Annotated in this window: 13 protein-coding genes; all 13 read left to right on the forward strand. The window is 39.7% G+C overall.

Features of this window, described 5'->3' with window-relative positions:
• Window positions 1-19: 19 nt before the first annotated feature.
• The 13 genes from rpsB (at window position 20) to nusA (ending at window position 15297) form a co-directional block, all read left to right on the forward strand.
• A complete protein-coding gene (gene rpsB / locus CJ190_RS04240) occupies window positions 20-805 on the forward strand; it encodes a 30S ribosomal protein S2 (protein WP_064292392.1) in 786 nt (261 codons plus the stop codon).
• A 147-nt stretch (window positions 806-952) separates the two neighbouring features.
• A complete protein-coding gene (tsf, locus tag CJ190_RS04245; protein WP_060778204.1) occupies window positions 953-1828 on the forward strand; it encodes a translation elongation factor Ts in 876 nt (291 codons plus the stop codon).
• Window positions 1829-1910: 82 nt separating this feature from the next.
• On the forward strand, window positions 1911-2627 hold the full coding sequence (gene pyrH / locus CJ190_RS04250; RefSeq protein WP_013669226.1) for a UMP kinase: 717 nt from the start codon (window positions 1911-1913) through the stop codon (window positions 2625-2627).
• Window positions 2628-2631: 4 nt separating this feature from the next.
• Window positions 2632-3192, forward strand: coding sequence for a ribosome recycling factor (frr, locus tag CJ190_RS04255; protein WP_013669985.1), 561 nt, complete (start codon window positions 2632-2634; stop codon window positions 3190-3192).
• Between the two features lie 253 nt (window positions 3193-3445).
• The gene (locus CJ190_RS04260; protein ID WP_064292393.1) at window positions 3446-4186 is read left to right on the forward strand and encodes an isoprenyl transferase; all 741 of its coding nucleotides are present in this window, start codon (window positions 3446-3448) and stop codon (window positions 4184-4186) included.
• Between the two features lie 15 nt (window positions 4187-4201).
• Window positions 4202-4993 carry a phosphatidate cytidylyltransferase gene (locus tag CJ190_RS04265; protein ID WP_064292394.1) on the forward strand — a complete coding sequence of 264 codons (792 nt, stop codon included), beginning with the start codon at window positions 4202-4204 and terminating at the stop codon, window positions 4991-4993.
• A gap of 12 nt (window positions 4994-5005) precedes the next feature.
• Window positions 5006-6268: an RIP metalloprotease RseP gene (rseP, locus tag CJ190_RS04270; RefSeq protein ID WP_064292395.1), complete on the forward strand. Its 1263-nt coding sequence runs from the start codon at window positions 5006-5008 to the stop codon at window positions 6266-6268.
• Window positions 6269-6319: 51 nt separating this feature from the next.
• The gene (locus tag CJ190_RS04275; protein WP_101562023.1) at window positions 6320-10633 is read left to right on the forward strand and encodes a PolC-type DNA polymerase III; all 4314 of its coding nucleotides are present in this window, start codon (window positions 6320-6322) and stop codon (window positions 10631-10633) included.
• Window positions 10634-10847: 214 nt separating this feature from the next.
• Window positions 10848-11159, forward strand: coding sequence for a P-II family nitrogen regulator (locus tag CJ190_RS04280; RefSeq protein WP_049776761.1), 312 nt, complete (start codon window positions 10848-10850; stop codon window positions 11157-11159).
• A 24-nt stretch (window positions 11160-11183) separates the two neighbouring features.
• Entirely contained in the window at window positions 11184-12644 is a 1461-nt protein-coding gene (locus tag CJ190_RS04285) for a DUF1538 domain-containing protein (protein WP_064292397.1), read from the forward strand.
• A 32-nt stretch (window positions 12645-12676) separates the two neighbouring features.
• Window positions 12677-13336, forward strand: coding sequence for a P-II family nitrogen regulator (locus tag CJ190_RS04290; protein WP_246818535.1), 660 nt, complete (start codon window positions 12677-12679; stop codon window positions 13334-13336).
• Between the two features lie 107 nt (window positions 13337-13443).
• Window positions 13444-13917, forward strand: coding sequence for a ribosome maturation factor RimP (gene rimP / locus CJ190_RS04295; protein WP_013668712.1), 474 nt, complete (start codon window positions 13444-13446; stop codon window positions 13915-13917).
• Between the two features lie 12 nt (window positions 13918-13929).
• Window positions 13930-15297 carry a transcription termination factor NusA gene (nusA, locus tag CJ190_RS04300; protein ID WP_064292398.1) on the forward strand — a complete coding sequence of 456 codons (1368 nt, stop codon included), beginning with the start codon at window positions 13930-13932 and terminating at the stop codon, window positions 15295-15297.
• Window positions 15298-15306: the final 9 nt, after the last annotated feature.

Consider the following 15306-nt stretch of genomic DNA (forward strand, 5'->3'; position numbering starts at 1 on the left):
CCAAATGGAGGTAATAGATATGTCACAAGTGACTATGAAACAATTATTAGAAGCAGGGGTTCACTTCGGTCACCAAACCCGTCGTTGGAATCCTAAAATGGACCGTTACATTTTTACCGAACGTAATGGCATTTATATTATTGACTTACAACAAACTGTCAAATTATTAGACAAGGCTTACAACGTGGTTCGTGATATTGCTGCTAACGGTGGTAACATCTTATTTGTTGGGACTAAGAAACAAGCCCAACAAGCTATTGAAGAAGAAGCTTTACGTTGTGGTCAATACTACGTTAACCATCGTTGGTTAGGTGGTTTGCTAACTAACTGGGACACTATCCAAAAGAGTATCCAACGCATGCGTGATATTGATCGTATGGAAGAAGACGGTACTTTTGATGTTCTCCCTAAAAAAGAAGTTTCCGAATTAAATAAAGAACGTGAAAAATTAGAAAACAACCTTGGTGGGATGGCTGATATGCCTAGCTTACCAGATGCAATTTTCGTGGTAGACCCACGTAAGGAAGAAATTGCAGTTAACGAAGCTAAGAAATTAAACATTCCAATCATTGCTATGGTCGACACTAACTGTGACCCAGATGATATTGACTATGTCATTCCTTCAAACGATGATGCAATTCGTGCTATTCGCTTAATTGCAAGTACTTTAGCAGATGCTGTCCTTGAAGGTAACCAAGGTGAAGATGACGAAGACGCAAGCGAAGAATTAGCAACAGATGAAGATTTAGAAAAAGTTGCTGCTCAATTTGCTAGTGAAAACGAAGAAGCAGAAGACCAAGAATAATCTAAATCGGTTGCAGTAAAACGCTAAAAATAGTAAGATATAAAAGAGTAGATAGCTATCTTCTTAGGTAACTCAAGCTTCAAGTAGCTTTTACTTATGAGATAGCTATTTTTTTGAAATGAATTCACTCTAGGAGGAAAATAAAATATGGCAATTAGTGCAAAGTTAGTTAAACAATTACGTGATCAAACTGGCGTGGGTATGATGGACGCTAAGAAGGCTCTTCAAGAAACTGATGGGGACATCGATAAGGCTGTCGACTACTTACGTGAATCTGGTCAAATGAAAGCTGCTAAGAAGGCGGATCGTGTTGCTGCTGAAGGTTTAGCAAAGATTTATATTGAAGGCAATACCGCAGCTATTTTAGAAGTAAATACTGAAACTGATTTTGCTGCAAAAAATGATAAGTTCACTGAAATTATCGATGAAATTGGACATGCCTTAGTACAATATAAGCCACAAGATATGGAAGAAGCTAAGGAAAAAGTTGAAATTAACGGCGAATCCTTAGAAGACTACCTCACTCAAAAGACTGCGATTATTGGTGAACGAATTAACTTCCGTCGTTTCACTGTTTTTGAAAAAACTGATGACCAAGTGTTCGGACAATATGTCCACATGGGTGGGAAAATTGCTACACTTGTTTTAGTAAATAGTTCTGATGACCAATTAGCTTTAAATCTTGCCTTACATGTTAGTGGGATTGCACCTAAATATGTTAGTGAAGAGCAAATTCCCCAAGAAGAACGTGATCATGAACGTGAAGTCTTGACTGAACAAGCTAAAAATGAAGGTAAGCCTGAAAAGATTATTGAAAAAATGGTTGAAGGTCGTATGCATAAATTCTATGCTGAAGTTTGCTTAAATGACCAAGACTACTTACTCGATGACAGCATGACTGTTAAAGAATTATTAGACAAAGAAGATGCTTCTGTAGAAGATTTCCGTCGCTACGCTGTAGGTGAAGGAATTGAAAGAAAAGAAGAAGATTTCGCAGCTGAAGTTCAAAGTCAAATGCGTTAATCATCCAGCAAATATTTTGTTGGAAAATACTAATAGGTTGGGTTAAGCCCAGCCTTTTTATTAGAAGGTTAAGGAGCGAATCATGTCTACAAAATATAAACGTATCGTTTTAAAATTGAGTGGGGAAGCCCTAGCAGGCGATAACAATTTTGGGATTGATCCTAAAACAATGAAAAAAATTGCCCAAGAACTCAAGGATGTCTACCAATTAGGGGTTGAAATAGCTATTGTCTGTGGTGGCGGAAATATTTGGCGTGGAAAAACGGGCGAAGAAATTGGTATGGAACGGGCCCAAGCAGATTATATGGGGATGCTAGCTACGATAATGAATGCCCTAGGCTTGCAAGATGCCTTGGAAAACCTAGAAGTGCCTACCCGGGTTCAAACTTCGATCGAGATGCGCCAAATTGCTGAACCTTATATTCGTCGCAAAGCCGTGCGCCATTTAGAAAAAGATCGGGTAGTCATCTTTGCTGGTGGAACAGGGAACCCATATTTTTCTACAGACACAGCTGCTGCCTTACGTGCTGCAGAAATTGAAGCGGACGTTATTTTAATGGCTAAAAATGGAGTAGACGGTGTGTATACGGCTGATCCAAAAGTCGATCAAAATGCAGAGAAATTTTCAGAACTTTCTCACACGGAAGTAATTACCAAGGGCTTACAGGTCATGGATGCAACAGCAAGTTCTTTGAGTATGGATAATGATATTCCGATTGTCGTCTTTAACCTTAACGAACGCGGAAATATTCGCCGTGTTGTTGAAGGTGAAGAAATCGGAACAACGGTAAGGGGTTAGGATAATGGATATTAATAACTTGTTTACGGAAACAAAAAACCGTATGAAGAAGAGTGAGCAATCATTGCAGAATGAACTCGGTAAAATTCGTGCTGGTGTAGCCAATGCCAGTTTATTGAATGGTATCTACGTCGAATATTATGGGGTTGATACACCCTTAAATCAAATCGCATCAATTACTATTCCAGAGCCAAGAATGTTAATGGTGACACCATATGACCGGAGTGCCTTAGACAATATTGATCGTGCCATTCAAATGTCAGATATTGGTATAGCTCCTACTAATGATGGGGAAAAAATTCGTTTAGTCATTCCTGCTCTAACTCAGGAACGTCGTCAAGAATTGTCTAAGTTAGTTGGTCGTGATTTAGAAGACGCCAAAATTGCAATTCGAAACATTCGTCGTGATGCTAATGATACTATTAAGAAAGCAGAAAAAGACGGAGAAATCACTGAAGACGATGCTCGTCGTAATGAAAAAGAAGTCCAAAAAATTACTGACGAAGTAACTGAACGTTTGGAAAAAATTGCTAGCGATAAGGAAGATGAAATTTTAAATAGTTAATCCTTCTTTATTGCTTGAATTAGTGACTTTTTATTCCTTCTTTATATTTTAAAGAGGCGAATATTAAGTCACTTTTTCTTTTATTAAGTCCTATTGTTAGCGATTAGAATCCAGCTAGACAGTCTTAAGTAATTCTTCCCCGCTTTTTTCTTCTTACATGTTAAAATAGGTATTAATTTGAGAAATGAGATTTACAAAATTCCTGACTGATCGGTACAATATAACTAGTATTTATATTTGAGGTGGAAACATAATGAACGAAAGACATCCTTTTGACCCTAATTTAGAAATTCCCCAGCATGTTGCAATTATCATGGATGGTAACGGTCGTTGGGCGAAGGAACGTGGCTTAAAGCGTACTGATGGACACCATGAGGGCTTAAAAGCCATTCGTCGCGTCGCTGTAGCGGCCAGTCAAATTGGTGTTAAGATATTAACTGTATATGCCTTTTCTACCGAAAATTGGAAACGCCCCCGTAGTGAAGTGTCTTATCTCATGAAGTTGCCTAATTTAATGGAAAAAGAACTCTTGCCTGAATTGATTGAGAATAATGTTCAGGTTAAAATTATGGGGAATAAAGACTCAGTGCCTAAATATACTATTCAATCAATTGAAAATGCCATAGATAAGACTAAGGATAACACTGGTTTAATCCTCAATATTGCCTTTAATTATGGAAGTAGAACTGAGATAGTTGAAGCGGTAAAGGAAATCGCCGGGGAAGTTAAATCTGGGGATTTAGATCTTGACTCGATAGATGAAGAAACGATCAGCCGTCATCTCATGACTCAACAACTCGCTCCCTACAATGACCCTGATTTTTTAATTCGATCGAGTGGGGAAGTCCGGTTAAGTAATTATCTACTTTGGCAATTGGCCTATAGTGAAATGTACTTTATTGATACTAAGTGGCCTGATTTCAACCAAACAATCTTTTTATCTTGTATTGGCGAATACCAAAGCCGTCAAAGACGCTATGGGGGCCTAAAATAGAATGGATGTATGACTATGAAGACGCGTACGATTACTGCAATTATTGCTTTAGTAATTTTCATCCCTTTCTTACTTATAGGGGGAGGGTATTTTGAAGCTTTAGTTGTTTTGTTAGGAATCGTTAGTTTGAGTGAATTACTAAAAATGATGAATGTCCCGCTTTTTTCTTTTGAGGGGCTGGTTACCCAGTTGATGATGTTGGTCGTCTTACTCCCTGATCGGGTCATATCTTTTATTCCCCATTCTCTAACTGTAATGGATCTCTTCTATGCTGGAATTATTTTTCTGTTTATAGCCATGGTTTATTTTCCTGAACAGATGGATTTTAAGCGCCTATGTGCTTTAGCTGTTTCAGCCGTTTATGTAGGAATCGGTTATCATTATATGATTATGACACGACGCTTAGGACTATTTGCTGTCATTTTTGCTTTTGGTATTATATGGTTTAATGACAGTTTTGCTTATCTAGCGGGCGTTCATTTTGGCCGCCATAAGTTAGCGCCTAAGATATCACCTAATAAAACTATTGAGGGTTCAATAGGTGGGATAATGGCAGGGATCATCTATAGCCTGTGCCTCAATTTTTTTGACGGTAGTTTAAACTTACCGCTCCTTTCAGTGATTATCTTGGCGACTTGTCTTTGCCTCTTGGGGCAATTTGGCGACCTTATTGAATCAGCCATTAAACGCTACTTTAAAGTGAAAGATAGTGGGAAAATTCTTCCCGGCCACGGCGGTTTATTGGACCGCTTTGATAGTCTCTTGATTGTCCTACCGATGTTTCATTATTTAGTGGCATTTTTGTAGTAAGGAGTTTCTATGAAAGCAATTATCGTTTTTATTATTATTTTCAGCGTTATCGTGATATTCCATGAATTTGGCCACTTTATCATGGCTAAACGGTCAGGGATTATGGTTCGTGAGTTTGCTATTGGTATGGGACCTCGTATTTTTCATTATGAAGGAGAAGAAACCACTTATACCCTACGTCTTTTACCAATTGGTGGCTATGTGCGGATGGCTGGTCTTGAAGATATGGATGAAGTCATTGAACCTGGACGACAAATTAAAGTTGGCTTTAATGATGATCAAGTGATTGATTTAATTTGCTTAGACAGTAACGAGGAAGATATTGAGGCTCTCCCATTGGAAGTGATGGATAGTGACTTGTCTGAGGCTATGTATATTCATGGGGTCCCATTTGGTGAAACTGAATCCAAAAGATATTCTGTTAGCCCAGAAGCCTATATTTTGGAAGAAAATGGTAGCCTAGTGAAAATCGCTCCGCTCGACAAACAGTTCCAATCAGCCCCTTTAATTAACCGTCTGTTAACTAATATCATGGGGCCAATCAATAATTTTATTTTAGGTATCTTAGCCTTTATCCTTATCGCCTTTCTTCAAGGTGGTGTTTATACCAATGCTCCAGTCTTAGGGGAAATGGTTGAGGACTCAGCTGCTCAAGAAGCGGGATTAGAAAGTGGAGACCGGGTCATCAATATTAATGATGAGAAGATTGATAGCTTTACCGATATGCAAAAAATTGTCAGTCAACACCCTGATCAAGAAGTCAATTTTACCGTTGAACGTGACCAAGAGCAAAAATCCATCGCTGTTCAAGTGGGAGCAGTCGAAACGGATAAAGGTCAAAAAATCGGGCAAATCGGAGTACGTGCACCTCAAAATAAGTCCTTTGGGGCTAAGATCGCTCATGGATTTAAAGCCACTTGGGCTATTGTTGTTGGGATTATTAGTGCTATAGCTTCCATGGTCGTTAATGGTTTCGATATTAATAACTTTGGCGGTCCGGTTTATATGTACCAAGCGACCTCTCAAACTGTAGAAGTCGGTTTTATTGCTGTTCTACAATTAATGGCTTATCTGACTGTGAATTTAGGCATAGTCAACCTCCTGCCTTTCCCAGCCCTTGATGGGGGGAAGGCCTTCCTCAATATTATTGAAGCCATACGTGGGAAAGCTTTAAGTGTTCGGACAGAGGGGATTATTAATTTAATTGGTTTTGTCTTATTAATGGTCTTAATGATAGCCGTGACCTGGAATGATATCTTACGATTATTTTAAATAAGAAGAGAAGCCCTTTTGAGGGTTTCTTTATTTTGAAGGGAGAATGAAATGCTTTCTAACGAAGAGATGTTTCAAACTTTACTTAGGCAAATGCATTGGCAGAGTGATGATGAAAATATTAAGCAGGGGTCTATTGAAGAGGTGATTGTCCACCAAGTCTCTCGCTGTTATCAATTCAATATTCGTTTCCCAGAACGCTTACCTTTTTCTACTTATCAACTTTTTTATGCCCAACTGACCAATACTTTTCAAGCCATAGCTAAAGTAAAATTGAAAGTTATTATTAGTCAAGTAAGTACAGCTAGTGACCAAGAAGTGAGTGCTTATTGGCCAGTGATTTTGGAATGCTTGAATTTGTCAGATGGCATGGCTCAACAAGTTTTATATGCTAATCCTCCTAAAATTAACCAGGGGAAGATGTTCCTTTATGTAGAAAATGACCCCATTCGCGAATATGTTGAAACTAACTACGTTCAGGCGATCCTGGACTGCTATCAGCGCCACGGTTTTGATAAGTTAAGTCTTAAGGTTATTGTTGACCAAGACAAGGCGAATGAGCGGCAAGAGCAATACCAGTCTAGACGTCAAGTGCTAGAGAAGGAAGAACAAGAAAAAGCCAAGCTTGTCCAGGAGCGTAGTGAGCAAGTCCCTTCTAATATTAAGCAAGTTAAATCTCCAGATCAAATTCGAATCGGTCGGTCTATTCCTAGTGACCAAGTTCAAATGATGAAAAGCTATACTGAAGAGCAGCGTCGTGCGGTAATGGAGGGAGTCGTTTTTGATGTTGAGATACGGGAGTTAAGAACCGGGCGCTGCATCCTTGTCTTAAAAATGTCAGATTATACCTCGGCCTTTATTGTACAAAAATTCTCTAACAGTGACGCTGATATTGCCATCTTTAACAGTATCAAAACAGGTATGTGGCTACGTGTTCGTGGGGATATCCAAATGGATGACCGCTTTGCTAGAGACCTTGTCGTTAACGCACGTGACCTGGAAGCCATTGAAAAAGAACCACGTCAAGATACCATGCCGGAAGATCAAAAACGGGTAGAGCTTCATCTACACACGAATATGAGTGCCTTGGATGCCACGAATTCTGTGACTGACTTTGTCAAACAGGCGGCCGCATGGGGGCATAAAGCCATCGCTGTTACTGATCACGGTAATGTTCAGGCTTTCCCTGAAGCTAGTCAAGCAGCTAAAGACACCGGGCTCAAGCTGATTTATGGTATGGAAGCCTATGTCGTTGATGATGGAGTTCCCATTGCCTATAATCCAGGTCACGTTGACTTAGAAAATGCGACTTATGTGATTTTTGACGTGGAGACCACCGGTTTATCGGCAGTTTATAACACGATCATTGAAATTGGTGCGGTAAAAATGCATAAAGGAAATGTGGTCGGAGAATTTTCTGAGTTCTTAAATCCAGGCCATCACTTATCTAGTTTTACCACCGAATTGACAGGCATTACCGACAGTATGGTAGCTAATGCTCGTCCTGAACCCGAAGTGATGCAGGATTTCTTGGATTTCTGTCAAGGAACGATTTTAGTCGCTCATAATGCCAGCTTTGACGTTGGCTTTATTGATGCAGCCTATCAAAGAAACGGCTTACCTACCATAGAAAACCCAGTGATTGATACCTTGGAATTAGCTCGCTACCTTTATCCACATTTGAAATCCTTTCGTTTAAACACCTTGTCCAAGCATTTTAACGTCTCTCTAGAGCACCACCACCGAGCGATTTACGACGCGACTTCAACGGGTGCTTTGGCGTGGATTTTTGTTAAAGAAGCCAAAGAATCTCATGATATGGTTTACCATGATCAGTTGAACCGTGATATAGGTCAAGGAGACGCCTATAAAAAGGGACGTCCTTTCCATGCGACCATCTTAGCCAAAAATCAAAAGGGACTTAAGGACTTATTTAAATTAGTGAGTGCATCCAATGTTGAGTATTTTCATCGGGTGCCGCGAATTCCTCGCTCGCTCTTAAAGGAACACCGTGAGCATCTATTGATTGGTTCCGCTTGTTCAGAAGGAGAAGTCTTTACCGCTGCCATGCAAAAAGGTAAGGAAACCGCTAAGAAATTTGCTGAGTTTTACGATTACCTCGAAATTCAACCCAAAGCTTCTTATGAACCTCTCTTACGTAATCAAGATATTATCAATAATGAGGCTTTAGAAATTATCATTAACGATTTAGTGGATATTGGTGATGAACTTGGTATTCCAGTGGTAGCGACAGGAGATGCGCATTATCTTAACCCCGAAGATAAGATTTACCGGGAAATTTTGATCAATTCGATAAAATCTAACCGCTCTAAATATTTTCCTAGAGCCCATTTTAGGACGACCAAAGAAATGCTGGATGATTTTGCCTTTTTGGGTGAAGAGAAAGCCTTAGAATTAGTAGTCACTAATTCTAATGCCATAGCTGATTCCATTGAATTTGTAGAACCTATTCACGATAAGTTGTATACTCCCCATATCGATGGTGCTGAAGAGTCCATTCGTAATGATGCTTTTACTAAGGCTCATGAAATTTATGGGGATAACTTGCCTGAACTGATTGAAGAAAGATTAGAACGGGAATTGGACAGTATTATTGGTAATGGCTTTGCGGTGATCTATTACATTGCCCAAAAATTAGTGTGGAAGTCGAATGAGGATGGCTATATTGTTGGGTCTCGGGGCTCAGTGGGCTCTTCTTTTGCAGCTACCATGTTAGGTATCACTGAAGTTAATCCCCTCCCACCACACTATGTATGTCTGAACTGCCATTACAGCCATTTCTATACCCATGGCGAAATTGGATCTGGTTTTGACTTAGAAGATAAGGATTGTCCCGAATGTGGCCAGCCCTTATCTAAGGATGGGCATGATATTCCTTTTGAAACTTTCTTAGGTTTTAATGGAGACAAGGTACCTGATATCGACCTTAACTTCTCCGGAGAATATCAAGCTCAAGCCCACAACTATACTAAGGTTCTTTTTGGGGAGGACCACGTTTATAAAGCGGGAACCATCTCTACTGTTGCGGATAAGACCGCTTTTGGTTATGTTTTAGGTTATGACCGAGACCATAATTTAAACTTAAGGCAAACGGAAAAGGATTTTCTCGCCAAAGGGGCTACCGGGGTAAAACGGACAACTGGGCAACACCCCGGGGGGATTATCGTTATTCCAGAAAACATGGATGTTTATGATTTTACCCCGATCCAATATCCTGCTGATGAGCAAACTGCTGATTGGCGGACCACCCACTTTGATTTTCATTCCATCCATGACAATGTTTTGAAATTAGACTGTCTGGGTCATGATGATCCTACGGTTATTCGTAAATTACAAGATCTCTCGGGGATTGAGCCGACAGATATACCAATGGACGATCCCGAAGTCTATAAACTATTTAATGGAACTGACTCCCTTGGGGTATCTCCAGATCAAATCTTTTCCAAAACCGGGACCCTGGGTATTCCTGAATTTGGAACGCCTTTCGTTAGACAGATGCTAGAAGCAACTCACCCCAGCACTTTTGCCGAATTACTACAAATTTCAGGTCTATCTCATGGTACTGATGTTTGGTTGGGTAATGCAGAAACCTTGGTTAGTGAGAAGGGCATGGAATTAAAGGATGTTATTGGTTGTCGGGACGACATTATGATGGATTTGATTCATATGGGGGTTCCTAAGAGCGATTCCTTCCAAATTATGGAAAAGGTAAGAAAAGGGAAAGGTCTATCTCCTGAACATCAAGCGATCATGAAAGAGCATGAAGTGCCAGAGTGGTACATGGATTCCTGCCAAAAAATTAAGTATATGTTCCCTAAAGCCCATGCGGCTGCTTATGTGATTAACGCCTTGCGAGTAGCTTGGTTCAAAGTACACCATCCTATCTGGTACTATTGTGCCTATCTCAGTGTCAGAGCTGAAGATTTTGATTTGAAAGCCATGGCAGGAGGGTTAGAATCGAACAAGGACCGTCTTAAAGAGATAAAGGCTAAGGGTAATGATGCCAGTGCCAAAGAAAAGGCCCTACAAATTGTGCTAGAATTAGTCAATGAAATGTGGGAGCGTGGTTTGAAATTTAAGATGGTTGATTTAGAGAAATCGGATGCCAAAGACTTCGTTATCGAAGGAGATGATACCTTAATTGCGCCATTCCGTGCCGTTTCGGGACTAGGTGTTAGCGTGGCTCAGCAAGTCGTTAAAGCTAGAGAAGAGTCTCCATTCTTATCAAAAGAAGATCTGAAGATCCGTGGTAAGGTCAGCCAATCAGTTATCGATCATTTAGATGAGTGCAATGCATTGAACGGCTTACCGGAAGAAAATCAATTATCACTGTTTGATTTTTAAAAGAGACAAGCAACTGAAATTCCCAATATTTAACAAGGCTGTTATTTTCGACAGCCTTGTTTTACTATTATGGCCTATATTCTATCTTTTCTAGTAGGGAGCCTTTTACTAGCTAATCGCTAGATTGCTATGTTACGATCAAAGTAAACTTATTTTTATTTGTGCATATTCAGTTTTAAAGTGACTGAATTTTTTGAAGAGAGGAGCTGTTATGATGCAAGAAATGATTATTACCATTGTTGACCATAAATATGGTCGCGATGTGATCAAAACTGCTCGAGAAGCGGGAGCTGTTGGCGCTACTGTCGTTAAAGGACGTGGAGCGGGTTACAAAGATTATGAAGCCGCTTTTGATGTCACTATCGAAGAAGAGAAAGATATTGTCTTAATGGTAGTAGATAGTGAAAAGGTAAGTGCCATTTCTCAGGCTATTGTTGAAAAAATGAACCTGAGATCACCAAATTCGGGAATTACCTTTTCCCTACCTGTCAATAATACGACCGGTTTACTGCGTGAAATTGAATAAAATCTGAAAGAAAGGAGAGCGTCTATGGATGTTTTAATTGATAGTTTTAAAGAAACAGCTTACTCGGTATTACCTGTGGTGGCTATAGTATTAGTGCTATCATTTTTTGTGGTTGATGTGCCAGCTAATATGTTGCTCGCTTTTATTATCGGGGCGATTTTACTCATGTTAGGGCTGACGATTTTTTTAACTGGTATTGATGTGGGGATGACCCCAATTGGCAATCACTTAGGTCACTATGTTGCCGGGAATGGTTCGGTGAAGGTTATTGCAGTGATTAGTTTTATTATTGGTTTTGCAGTGACTATTGCTGAACCAGACTTATTGATACTGGGGCTACAAATTCAAGAGGCGACCTCAGGAGCCTTGAGCCAGCAATTAGTCGTCTTATCAGTCTCTATCGGTGTGGGGATCATGATTGCATTTGGAGTATTTCGACTCTTGAAACGAATTGCTTTAAAGCATTTCTTTGCACTTGTTTACGGGGTTATACTAATATTAGCTATTTTTTCTGAAGACTCTAACATTGCCATGGGATTTGATGCTTCTGGGGCAACAACAGGAGCATTAACCACTCCCTTTATTTTAGCCTTGTCAGGTTCCCTTGCCCAAAGAATGGGTGGGAAAGATGCCGAAGATAATGCCTTTGGTCTAGTCGGAGCCATGAGTACTGGACCGATCTTAGCGACACTTTTACTGATTCTATTATCGCAAAGTAATATTCAGCCGGCTGAATCGGTGGTTGAACCGACACAAAATGTGTTTTATGCCATTGTATCTAGTTTTCTACCGACTCTAGTTGAATCGATTGTTGCCCTTATCCCGATTGTTCTCTTGTTTATCTATATGAACTGGAAACATTTCCAACTTGATAAAGAAGAGTTGATGGATATTTTTAAAGGAATTATTTATACGGTGATTGGTTTAACTATTTTCCTAGTTGGTGTCCATGAAGGTTTCATGGATATGGGGAAATTTCTTGGCCAAGCCATGGCTGAAAGAGGAAATCTTTGGTTAATTATTACTGGATTTATTCTCGGCTTAGTTGTCGTTCTCGCTGAGCCAGCTGTCCATGTCTTGGGAGACCAAGTCGAGGATGTTACGGGTGGATATATTCCTAATAAAATCCTTATGATTGCACTATCTATAGGGGTGGCTCTAGCAGTTGGTTTGTCCATGTTACGGATTTCCAGTGACCAGTTAATGGTCTGGCATTTCCTCTTACCTGGTTTTGCCTTGGCAATTCTCTTGTCTTACCAAGTCCCTAATCTATTTACTGGGATTGCCTTTGATGCTGGTGGGGTAGCCTCTGGTCCGATGACAGCTACTTTTATTTTAGCCTTTGCCCAAGGAGCAGCTGACTATCTCCCCAATGCAAATGCCTTAGATGCTTTTGGTGTGATTGCTTTTGTTGCTATGATTCCAGTGATCATGGTAGAATTACTCGGATTAATATTTAAGATTCAAACAAAGACAAGTGATTAAGTATAAGCGCTGATGGAGAAAGGGGAATAAAAGTGAATAAAGAACCGGTTTTATTTTTAGCTATTGTTAAAGAAGGTATGGCTAGCCGTTTATTGAAGCGTGCCAAACAAGCTGGTGCATCAGGTGGAACGATTATTAGAGCCTATGGGACTGTTCAAAGCAACTTATTGCGGTCCTTGGGTTTACAAGGAACTGAACGTGAAATCTTTTTAACCATTGTTCCAAAAGAAAAAGGAGCGGATATTCATGCCCATTTAGAAGATGTCTTAAAATTAAAGAAAAAAGGGACAGGGGTCCTATTTTCTTTTGATGTGTCTTCGTATTTAGGCAATCAAAATCATAGCTACCTCTTTAATGAGGCAGACCAAAAAAACAAAGACCAGCTCCTGGTAACCATAGTACAAAGAGATTTAGCTGATCAAGTGGTTGATGCTGCCCGTGACGAAGGGGCTAAGGGAGCGACGATTTTACATGGTCGTGGAAGTGGCGCCCATGAAAAATCCACCATTTTTTCCATTCAAATTGAACCCGAAAAAGAAATTGTTTGGATGGTTCTTCCCGCCAATAAAATGAAACAGGTGACAGATAACATTTCAAAGACAATGAAAATTACGGAGCCGGGCCATGGTCTAATTTTTTCCTTGCCGATCTCAAGTGTCAGCGGCTTGATAGGTCAGGGTAAAAAAGCCTAGCTATTGCTAGTTAATGAAAAATATGCTAATATAATGTTGTTGTTATAGGAAAGGAAGGAGTGAGCGCTAGCGCTCACTCTTTTTCATGAGTAGAAAGTGAGGGAAGTATGGCTAAAGTTACTGACCAAGTGAAAGCATTAATTGAAGCTGATATTAATGAAATGGGATATCAATTATTTGATATTACTTTTTCCAAAGAGGGTAAGGATTGGTATTTACGCATCTATATAGATAATAATGACGGTATAACGATCGCTGATTGTGTAAAAGCAAGTGAAAAGATTTCTGAAATCTTAGACAATGTCGAAGATGACCCTATTCCCCAAGCTTACTACCTAGAAGTGTCTTCTCCTGGAGCGGAACGTCCTTTAAATAATGATAATGCCATCCAACAAGCAATTGGTAAATGGGTTCATTTAAATTTCTATCATGAAATTGATGGTAGCAAATTTGTTGAAGGACGCCTTTTAGAAGCTAGTGAACAATACTTTACTTTAGAAGTAAAAGATAAGACCCGACGTTTAGTTCAAGACTTTCCGCGTAAAAGCGTGTCTTTAATTCGTTTGGCAATAGAATTTTAAAGAGGGATAGAAATGAGTAAACAACTAATTCAAGCCTTTGAAATGTTAGAACAAGAAAAAGGTATATCAAAGGATACCATTATAGATGCTGTGCAATCAGCATTGGTCTTTGCCTACAAGCGAAATTTTGACCAGGCACAAAATGTCGAAGTTGTTTTTGATGATAAAAAAGGGAGTTTCCACGTTTATTCTGTAAAAGAAGTGGTGGAAACCGTGATGGACTCTAATTTAGAAGTATCCCTAGAGGATGCTTTGGAAATCAATCGTGGTTACGAAATTGGCGATAAAATTCGCTTTGAAGTCACACCAGAAGACTTTGGGCGTATCGCAGCACAAACTGCTAAGCAGGTCATCACCCAACGTTTACGTGAAGCAGAACGTGCAATCATTTATGAAGAATTTATCGATTATGAAGATGACTTGTTAACTGGAACAGTGGAAAGACAAGATCGACGCTATATCTATGTGAATTTAGGTAAAATTGAGGCAGTTTTAACCCCTGAGGGACAAATCCCTGGAGAATATTTCCAACCTCATGACCGTATCCAAGTTTATGTGGAAAGAGTTGAAAACACCACAAAAGGTCCTCAAATTTACGTGAGTCGTACCCATCCTAATATGCTAAAACGCTTATTTGAACAGGAAGTTCCTGAAATCTATGATGGGACCGTTGAAATTCGCGCAATAGCTAGAGAAGCTGGCGATCGGTCCAAGTTAGCTGTCTATTCCAATGACCCTAATGTGGATTCAGTGGGGACCTGTGTGGGGCCTAGAGGTAGCCGGGTGCAAACAGTGGTTAATGAACTAAAGGGTGAAAATATGGATATTATCGAATGGAATGAGGATCCTGCGGTTCTTATTGCCAATGCTTTAAATCCAGCTGATGTTCTCGCTGTTCACTTTGTGCCTAATGAACAGGCTTGTGTAGTCGTTGTTCCAGATAATCATTTGTCTTTAGCCATCGGTAAGCGAGGGCAAAACGCACGACTAGCAGCGAAGTTAACGGGTTATAAGATTGATATTAAGTCTGAAACAGAATATGAAGACTATCAAAATTCTGAAGAATACCAAGAAAAATTTTTACAAGATCAAAATCTTGAAACTGAGAATGAAGAAGTCGAAAGCCTCTTAAATGATGTCAATGCAGAGGAAGAAGTTATGAGTGATCCGGCTGCTCTAGCTACTGAATCTCTTGTTAGCGAGGAAACTGATCCTTTATTATCAGAAGTCTCTGCAGATGACCAAGCTGGTTTCGAAAATTATGATGAAGAAAATATCCATCCTGATGATATGGAAGAAATTGTTTCAGATGTTGAAGAATCCGATGAAGTGACTTACGATGAATTGTTGGATGAAAGTCAAGATCTCGAAAAAGAATAGAGGGGATAT

Source organism: Aerococcus loyolae (genome assembly GCF_002871915.2).
Classification (GTDB): domain Bacteria; phylum Bacillota; class Bacilli; order Lactobacillales; family Aerococcaceae; genus Aerococcus; species Aerococcus loyolae.

Bases quoted from the DNA above. Each gene is read 5' to 3' on its own strand.
- rimP (WP_013668712.1), top strand. From the start codon at position 13,444: ATGGCTAAAGTTACTGACCAAGTGAAAGCATTAATTGAAGCTGATATT.
- rpsB (WP_064292392.1), top strand. From the start codon at position 20: ATGTCACAAGTGACTATGAAACAATTATTAGAAGCAGGGGTTCACTTC.
- CJ190_RS04280 (WP_049776761.1), top strand. From the start codon at position 10,848: ATGCAAGAAATGATTATTACCATTGTTGACCATAAATATGGTCGCGAT.
- nusA (WP_064292398.1), top strand. From the start codon at position 13,930: ATGAGTAAACAACTAATTCAAGCCTTTGAAATGTTAGAACAAGAAAAA.
- CJ190_RS04265 (WP_064292394.1), top strand. From the start codon at position 4,202: ATGAAGACGCGTACGATTACTGCAATTATTGCTTTAGTAATTTTCATC.
- CJ190_RS04275 (WP_101562023.1), top strand. From the start codon at position 6,320: ATGCTTTCTAACGAAGAGATGTTTCAAACTTTACTTAGGCAAATGCAT.
- rseP (WP_064292395.1), top strand. From the start codon at position 5,006: ATGAAAGCAATTATCGTTTTTATTATTATTTTCAGCGTTATCGTGATA.
- CJ190_RS04260 (WP_064292393.1), top strand. From the start codon at position 3,446: ATGAACGAAAGACATCCTTTTGACCCTAATTTAGAAATTCCCCAGCAT.
- pyrH (WP_013669226.1), top strand. From the start codon at position 1,911: ATGTCTACAAAATATAAACGTATCGTTTTAAAATTGAGTGGGGAAGCC.
- frr (WP_013669985.1), top strand. From the start codon at position 2,632: ATGGATATTAATAACTTGTTTACGGAAACAAAAAACCGTATGAAGAAG.
- CJ190_RS04285 (WP_064292397.1), top strand. From the start codon at position 11,184: ATGGATGTTTTAATTGATAGTTTTAAAGAAACAGCTTACTCGGTATTA.
- tsf (WP_060778204.1), top strand. From the start codon at position 953: ATGGCAATTAGTGCAAAGTTAGTTAAACAATTACGTGATCAAACTGGC.